We start from the raw sequence: 6,328 nt of genomic DNA, 5'->3' as shown, positions 1-6,328 counted from the left end.
GCCCATCGGGCCCCCGCGCTGCGTTTTGCCCCGCCTCAGTCCAGGCGGCGGCACATGCAGTGCGTCCAGGCGCCGAAGCGGCGTTGAAATTCCCTGGACAATTCCAGTTCGGTCGGCAACTCGTCCACGGATGTCAGCGAGAAGCCATAGCGCGCAAAAAAGGCCGGATGCTCCGTCGTCAGCAGAACGGCCTTGGTGCAACCGTTAGCGCGGGCGCGCATCAACAGGGCCGCAACCAGATGGGTGGCAATTCTTCGCTCCCGAAAATCGGGAAGCACGCCAACGGTCCTGACGACAAAGGTCTGGTCGAATCTCTCCCCGCAGGCACAACCAGCTACGATTTCCCCGAATTCAGCGACATGGCACAGACATGCGGCCGGCCTCACATTTTCAACTGACAACCCACATTGCTGCAGCACTTCCGAAATAGCTTGAATATCGGCAATTCCAGCGGCTCGGATACGGACGTCCCTTGGCATCGCCTCTCCTGAATCACTTGATCAACTTCCGCCCTCCCCCACAGTGACCATCACGGCACCAGGCAAGGGCGCAGTAGTAATTTAGCGCATACATAAAAACCAGCCCAATCCGGGTAAACACATGTGCCGCGGCGCCGGCATTATGGGGAGAATAATGCAGCCCAAAACCGGCGGAAACGCAATGGGATAATCCTTGCGAGATGTCCCGCCAGGAATAATGCAGGACTTGCAATTTACGCCAATCTCGCATTGCCGCGCGCCTGGAAAATCGTGCCGATATTCATCGATGCAGAATCCCAAAGAAAAAAGCCGCGTAATTCTGATTACGCGGCTTTTTTCTTTGGGAGCGGGAGCGCTTCAGCGGCGGCGCATGTAGAACACAAACACCTTGTCCACTTCCGAGTGCGACAGCAGCTCATTGCCGGTCTGCTTGGCAAAGGCCTGGAAATCGCGCGTGGCGCCGGGATCGGTGGCCAGCACCTTGAGCACATCGCCGCTGGCCATGTCGGCCAGGGCCTTCTTGGTGCGCAGGATCGGCAGCGGGCAGTTCAGGCCGCGCGCATCCACTTCTTTCTGGAACTCCATTCGTCTCTTCCTTCGATTCTGGGGGCTGGGCGGCTGGCCGGAGGCCAGCCTCACCAACGGTATTGTAGCGAACCCCCGACCAGGCTGAAGTCGTGCGGGCGGCGCGGGTCCGGAATGTCGGCGCCGGTCTGGCGGTCGAAGAAGCGCACCGGATAGCCGCGCGCGGCCAGCCAGTCGGCAACCGCGAAGCCGGTGCCAGCCGACCAGACGCGCACGTCCTCCGGCGCCACCAGCTTGTAGTCGGCCAGTTCCTCGGACAGCGCCACGGTGCCGGTCGCCTTGACGTGGTAGGCAATGATCAGCTCGTTCTTGCGCATGAACTCGTAGACGCCGATCAGCGACACCGACTCGGTATCGAGGTTGGTCTCTTCCTTCAGTTCGCGCGCCACGCCCAGCTCGGGCGGCTCGTCGCGCTCCAGGAAGCCCGTCACCAGCGCGAACATGGTCTCCGGCCAGGCGGCATTGCGCGCCAGCAGCAGCTTGTCCTGGTACTCCACCACCGCCGCCAGCACCGGCAGCGGGTTGTTCCAGTGCACGAAGCCGCATTCCTGCTGCACGCAGGCGTGGCGTTCGCGCCCGGACAGCGGCAGCACCTCAAGCGGCGCGCCGCACTGCGGGCAGAATCGGTATTGCATTTGGGGGCTCCTGAAGGGTCTCGTCGTTATAGGTATGGGTGCCGGTCAGGCGCCGCAAGCCGCCCGCATGTCGGCGGCCAGCGCCTCGACCGTCTGCGGCTGCAGGTCCCATGAACACATGAAACGGCAGCCGCCGGCGCCGATAAAGGTATAGAAGCGCCAGCCCCTGGCGCGCAGCGCCTCGATCGCGGGCAGCGGCAGCTCGGCGAACACGGCGTTGGACTGCGTCGGGAACATGATGCGAACGCCCGGAATATCGCTGATGCGCTGCTGCAGCAGCTGCGCCATCGCATTGGCATGGCGCGCGTTGGCGAGCCATACGTCGTTCTCGAGCAAACCCAGCCACGGCGCGGAGATAAAGCGCATCTTCGACGCCAGCTGCCCGGCCTGCTTGACGCGGTAGGCAAAGTCCTCGGCCAGGCGGCGGTCGAAAAACACCACCGCTTCGCCCACCGGCAGGCCGTTCTTGGTGCCGCCGAAGCACAGCACGTCGACGCCGGCGCGCCAGGTAATCTCGGACGGATGCACGCCCAGCGACGCCACCGCATTGGCAAAGCGCGCGCCATCCATATGCACGCGCAGCTGGCGGCGCTTGGCGATGGCAGCGATCGCGCGCACCTCTTCCACGCTGTAGACGGTGCCGACTTCGGTCGACTGCGTCAGCGACACCACCTTGGGCTTGGGGTAATGGATATCGGAGCGGCGCGTGACCAGCGACTCGACCGCGTCAGGCGTGAGCTTGCCGTCAGCGCCGGGCGCGGTCAGCAGCTTGGAGCCGTTGGAGAAGAACTCCGGGCCGCCGCATTCATCGGTCTCGATATGCGCCAGCTCGTGGCAGATCACCGAGTGGTACGACTGGCACAGCGCCGACAGCGCCAGCGAGTTGGCCGCCGTGCCGTTGAACACGAAGAACACTTCGCAGTCGGTCTGGAACAGGTCGCGGATACGGTCGCAGACCTTCTGCGTCCAGGTATCGTCGCCGTAGGCCTGCTCATGGCCGCTGGCGTTGGCTTCCAGGAAATACTTGAGCGATTCCGGGCAGAAGCCGGCGTAGTTGTCAGAGGCGAAGTGCTGCATGGTGTTCAGTGTGGGGCTGAATGGAGCCTTACTTCTTGTCGGCCCACAGCTCGCCGCCGGTGGCCCAGTTCTCGCGCTTGATGTCGGTGATGATGATGTCGACGGCCGAGGCCGAGCAGCCCAGGGTCTCGCAGCTGACGCGCGTCACTTCCTCGACAAACTTGCGCTTCTGCTCGATGGTACGGCCTTCAAACATTTCGACGTGGAAAGTCGGCATGCAATGCTCCTTTGATGAATGTGGTTGAGTCGCGGCGGGAAATCGATCCCGCTCAGTCCCGGTATGAAGGATCGATTCTATCCAGTTTGCGCAGCAGCGCGGGCCACTCCATCACGCCTTCGACGGCGCCGTTGTCGTAGAGCTGCTCCGAGGTCTTGTCCGCCACGGCCGCGCCTGGCTGCACCAGCGCACCGCCCGCCTGTGCGGCAATCTGGACCTCGCAGGCCTTGATCAGCGTCGCCATCAGCACATAGGCCTCGGCCACGGTGCGGCCCACCGTCAGCGTGCCGTGGTTGCGCAACAGCATGGCGGGATGCCCACCCAGCGATGCGGTCAGCCGCGCGCCTTCGGCCGGGGTGAAGGCCAGGCCTTCGTAGTCGTGGTAGGCCATGCGGCCGTGGAAGCGCATCGCGTGCTGCGACAGCGGCAGCAGCCCGGCGGCCTGCGCCGATACGGCAATGCCGGCGGTGTTATGCAGGTGCATCACGCACATCGCGTCGGCGCGCGCCGCATGCACCGCGGCGTGCAGCGCAAAGCCGGTCACATTGACCGGATGCACGGTCGCGCCGACGACCTCGCCGCGGCCGTTGATCTTGACCAGGTCGCTGGCGCGGATCTCGTCGAAGGCAAAGCCGAAGGGGTTGATCAGGAAGTGGTCGGACTCGCCCGGCACCGTGGCGGAGATATGGGTGTAGATCAGGTCATCCCAGCCCTCGCGCGCGGCCAGGCGGTAGGCGGCGGCCAGGTCGACGCGCACACGCTGTTCTTCGGCGGAAACGGGCCGGATGGGGGCACCCGCGGCACGCGCGGGCTGCAAGGCAAAAGACATGGGGTCGCTCCTGCGCCGCCCGGTCTCGCGTGCCGGGTACGGCCCCGGCCTTCTGTGCCGCGCCACGGGGGCTGCACGCCAGGCGCGGCAGCCGCTCGCGTGGCGCGCCAGGCGGCAAAGGCAATACTTTAGCGCACCTTGCCGATCAGCTCCGGGCAGCCGCCAGCGGCCAGGCGCGGCCCATCCAGGCGAACACCAGCGCGCCGAGCAGCAGCGCCGCCGCCGCGCACGCCAGCGAGCCGGCAAAGCCGCCGGTGCGCGCCACCAGCGCGGTTGCCAGCGGCGGCCCGGCGATCTGGCCCAGGCCGTAGGACGCCGTCATCAGGCCCATCAGCCGCGCCGCTTGCGGCCCCCACAGGCGCCGCGCCTCGCGCATCGCAAACGCCACCAGCGCGGTGAACGGCAGCCCCGCCAGCAGGCTGCTGAGGGCAAAGCCGGCCACGGTCGGGAACACCACCGCGATCGCCACGCCCAGCGCCTGCATGCCGTACAGCAGCGTCAACAGCTTGCGGTTGTCGTGCGCCATGCCGACCCGCGTGACCAGGAACGCGCCCACCGTCACTCCCGCGCCGAAGATCGGCCAGAACAGGTCGGCCCAGACCGTGCCGGGCAGCGCCTCGCGCGCAATCACCGGCAGGAAGGTCGCGGTGATGATGTAGCCGAAGCCGGCCAGGCCGTAGGCAAAGGTCAGCGCCCAGGTCTGGGCATCGAGCCGCGCGGCGCCGGTGTCGGCTGCCGCCGGGGATGCCGCCGCCGTCGCCGTCATCGGCACAGCCGGCTGCGCGACGAAGATCCGCCAGACCGCCGCCACCAGCACCACCGCCAGCGCCGTGAACGCGAGCCAGCCATAGTCCGCATGCCAGCCCGCACCGACCATGCCGGATGCACCCAGCCCAGTGACCACGATGCCCAGCCCCGGCCCGCAGAAGATCAGCCCGGCGAGTTCCGGCTTGCCCAGTTCCGCCAACCGCTGCAGGCACCACCCCGCGGTGTAGACCATCACCACGGCGCTGGCCACGCCCGCGGCGGCGCGCCACAGCGACCATGCCGCCATGCCGCCCGGCAGGGCCATGCCCAGCGTCAGCAGCACCGTTGCGGCCAGGCCCCAGCGCACCATGCGCACCGCGTCGGGCCGGATGAACATGCACACTGCGGCGCCGGCGAAGTAGCCGATGTAGTTGACCGTGGCCAGCCAGCCGCCCTGATCCAGCGTGACGGTGCCGTCATGCAGCATCATCGGCAGCAGCGGCGTAAAGGCAAAGCGGCCGATGCCCATCACCACCGCCAGCGATACCAGGCCGGCCATGGCCACCGCCACCGCGCCGGCTTCGCGCCGTGCCGACGCCCGGGTGGCCACGCGCGCAGCGGCGGGGTGTTCAGGGTCGAGGCTGTGGGGGTTCGGCATGGCTGGAGGCTGGCGGGGCAGCGGTTGCATTGCGATGCCTGTATGCTACGCTGGCTTCAGCATCCCAAAAAATGAATTATCAAGATGTCATGCATCTTGATAAGAGATGAATAGCCTCAGGAGTCCCGCATGGACCTTGCCGCCCTCGAGATCTTCCGCGCCGTCGTCGAAGCCGGCGGCATCACCCGTGCGGCCGAGCGGCTGCACCGGGTGCAGTCCAATGTCACCACGCGCATCCGCCAGCTGGAGCAGTCGCTCGGGGTCGACCTGTTCGTGCGCGACGGCCGGCGCATGGTGCTGACGCCTTCCGGGCAGACCCTGTTCGACTATGCCTGCCGCATCCTCAGCATGACCGAAGAGGCACGCCAGGCGGTGCTGCCGGCGCGGCCGCACGGCCGGCTGCGCATTGCCTCGATGGAGAGCACCGCCGCCAGCCGCCTGCCCAATGTGCTGGCCGCGTACCACCAGGCCTGGCCCGCGGTGCAGCTGGAGCTGGTGACGCTGGCCACGCGCCAGGCGCTGGATGCGCTGGCGCGCTTCGAAGTCGAATGCGCCTTTGTCGCCGAGCCGCTGACCGACCCGGCACTGAGCGCCGTCCCGGTGTTCGAGGAAGAGCTGGTGGTGATCACGCGCGCCCGCCATCGCCCGGTGCGCACCGCGGCCGACCTGGAGGTGCCGACGCTGCTGGCGTTCGAGCCCGGCTGCAACTACCGCGCCCGGCTCGAGAACTGGTATGTGAGCGGCGATGCGCCGACGCCGCGCGTGCTGCAGCTGAGCTCGTACCATGCCATCGTCGCCTGCGTCGCGGCCGGCATCGGCGCGGCGATCGTGCCGCGCTCGGTGCTGGGGCTGTACCGCGACCTGCCCGCCATCCGCCAGCACAGCCTGGGCGCGGCCGGCCGCGTGCGCACGCTGCTGGCCTGGCATCCGTCCATGGCCAGCGCGGCCTTGCATGCGCTGATCGACACGCTCACCGCCCACTCACCCGGCCCCTCGGCCAGGCCGGACCTGGCGGCGGCCTGAGCGCCCGGCGCGCGGGCCCGAGGCAGCCCGCGTGCAAGATGTGCCCGGTGGCCTACACTTGAAGTGGCGCCATCACGG

At 67.4% G+C, this 6,328-nt stretch carries 8 protein-coding genes; 1 reads left to right on the top strand and 7 read right to left on the bottom strand.

Going from position 1 to position 6,328, the window contains the following annotated elements; translation table 11 throughout:
* Nucleotides 1–35: 35 nt before the first annotated feature.
* The 7 genes from AC3WQZ_RS05900 to AC3WQZ_RS05870 form a co-directional block, all read right to left on the bottom strand.
* Nucleotides 36–479 carry a GNAT family N-acetyltransferase gene (locus AC3WQZ_RS05900; RefSeq protein ID WP_492300160.1) on the bottom strand — a complete coding sequence of 148 codons (444 nt, stop codon included), beginning with the start codon at nt 477–479 and terminating at the stop codon, nt 36–38.
* A 357-nt stretch (nt 480–836) separates the two neighbouring features.
* Nucleotides 837–1,064, bottom strand: a complete 228-nt coding sequence (locus tag AC3WQZ_RS05895) for a sulfurtransferase TusA family protein (protein WP_010813669.1) — start codon at nt 1,062–1,064, stop codon at nt 837–839.
* Between the two features lie 50 nt (nt 1,065–1,114).
* Nucleotides 1,115–1,699 (bottom strand): NUDIX domain-containing protein, encoded by a 585-nt coding sequence (locus AC3WQZ_RS05890; protein WP_010813670.1) that lies wholly within the window; start codon nt 1,697–1,699, stop codon nt 1,115–1,117.
* A 45-nt stretch (nt 1,700–1,744) separates the two neighbouring features.
* Complete coding sequence (locus AC3WQZ_RS05885; RefSeq protein ID WP_492300159.1) at nt 1,745–2,776, bottom strand: threonine aldolase family protein; 1,032 nt, start codon at nt 2,774–2,776, stop codon at nt 1,745–1,747.
* A gap of 28 nt (nt 2,777–2,804) precedes the next feature.
* Complete coding sequence (locus tag AC3WQZ_RS05880; protein WP_010813672.1) at nt 2,805–2,993, bottom strand: 4-oxalocrotonate tautomerase; 189 nt, start codon at nt 2,991–2,993, stop codon at nt 2,805–2,807.
* Nucleotides 2,994–3,045: 52 nt separating this feature from the next.
* On the bottom strand, nt 3,046–3,822 hold the full coding sequence (locus tag AC3WQZ_RS05875; protein ID WP_010813673.1) for a class II aldolase/adducin family protein: 777 nt from the start codon (nt 3,820–3,822) through the stop codon (nt 3,046–3,048).
* 145 nt (nt 3,823–3,967) lie between these two features.
* Nucleotides 3,968–5,227 (bottom strand): YbfB/YjiJ family MFS transporter, encoded by a 1,260-nt coding sequence (locus AC3WQZ_RS05870; RefSeq protein WP_492300158.1) that lies wholly within the window; start codon nt 5,225–5,227, stop codon nt 3,968–3,970.
* A 129-nt stretch (nt 5,228–5,356) separates the two neighbouring features.
* On the opposite strand from AC3WQZ_RS05870, the gene AC3WQZ_RS05865 reads away from it, so the two are divergent.
* Complete coding sequence (locus tag AC3WQZ_RS05865; RefSeq protein ID WP_492296514.1) at nt 5,357–6,250, top strand: LysR family transcriptional regulator; 894 nt, start codon at nt 5,357–5,359, stop codon at nt 6,248–6,250.
* Nucleotides 6,251–6,328 lie beyond the last annotated feature (78 nt).

This window comes from Cupriavidus sp. FW305-26 (assembly GCF_058787975.1).
Note: the sequence above shows the minus strand (reverse complement) of the source record. Positions and strands in the feature narration are given on the sequence as shown.

Coding starts and splice junctions, on each gene's coding strand:
- AC3WQZ_RS05900 (WP_492300160.1), bottom strand. CDS start 479: ATGCCAAGGGACGTCCGTATCCGAGCCGCTGGAATTGCCGATATTCAA.
- AC3WQZ_RS05895 (WP_010813669.1), bottom strand. CDS start 1,064: ATGGAGTTCCAGAAAGAAGTGGATGCGCGCGGCCTGAACTGCCCGCTG.
- AC3WQZ_RS05890 (WP_010813670.1), bottom strand. CDS start 1,699: ATGCAATACCGATTCTGCCCGCAGTGCGGCGCGCCGCTTGAGGTGCTG.
- AC3WQZ_RS05885 (WP_492300159.1), bottom strand. CDS start 2,776: ATGCAGCACTTCGCCTCTGACAACTACGCCGGCTTCTGCCCGGAATCG.
- AC3WQZ_RS05880 (WP_010813672.1), bottom strand. CDS start 2,993: ATGCCGACTTTCCACGTCGAAATGTTTGAAGGCCGTACCATCGAGCAG.
- AC3WQZ_RS05875 (WP_010813673.1), bottom strand. CDS start 3,822: ATGTCTTTTGCCTTGCAGCCCGCGCGTGCCGCGGGTGCCCCCATCCGG.
- AC3WQZ_RS05870 (WP_492300158.1), bottom strand. CDS start 5,227: ATGCCGAACCCCCACAGCCTCGACCCTGAACACCCCGCCGCTGCGCGC.
- AC3WQZ_RS05865 (WP_492296514.1), top strand. CDS start 5,357: ATGGACCTTGCCGCCCTCGAGATCTTCCGCGCCGTCGTCGAAGCCGGC.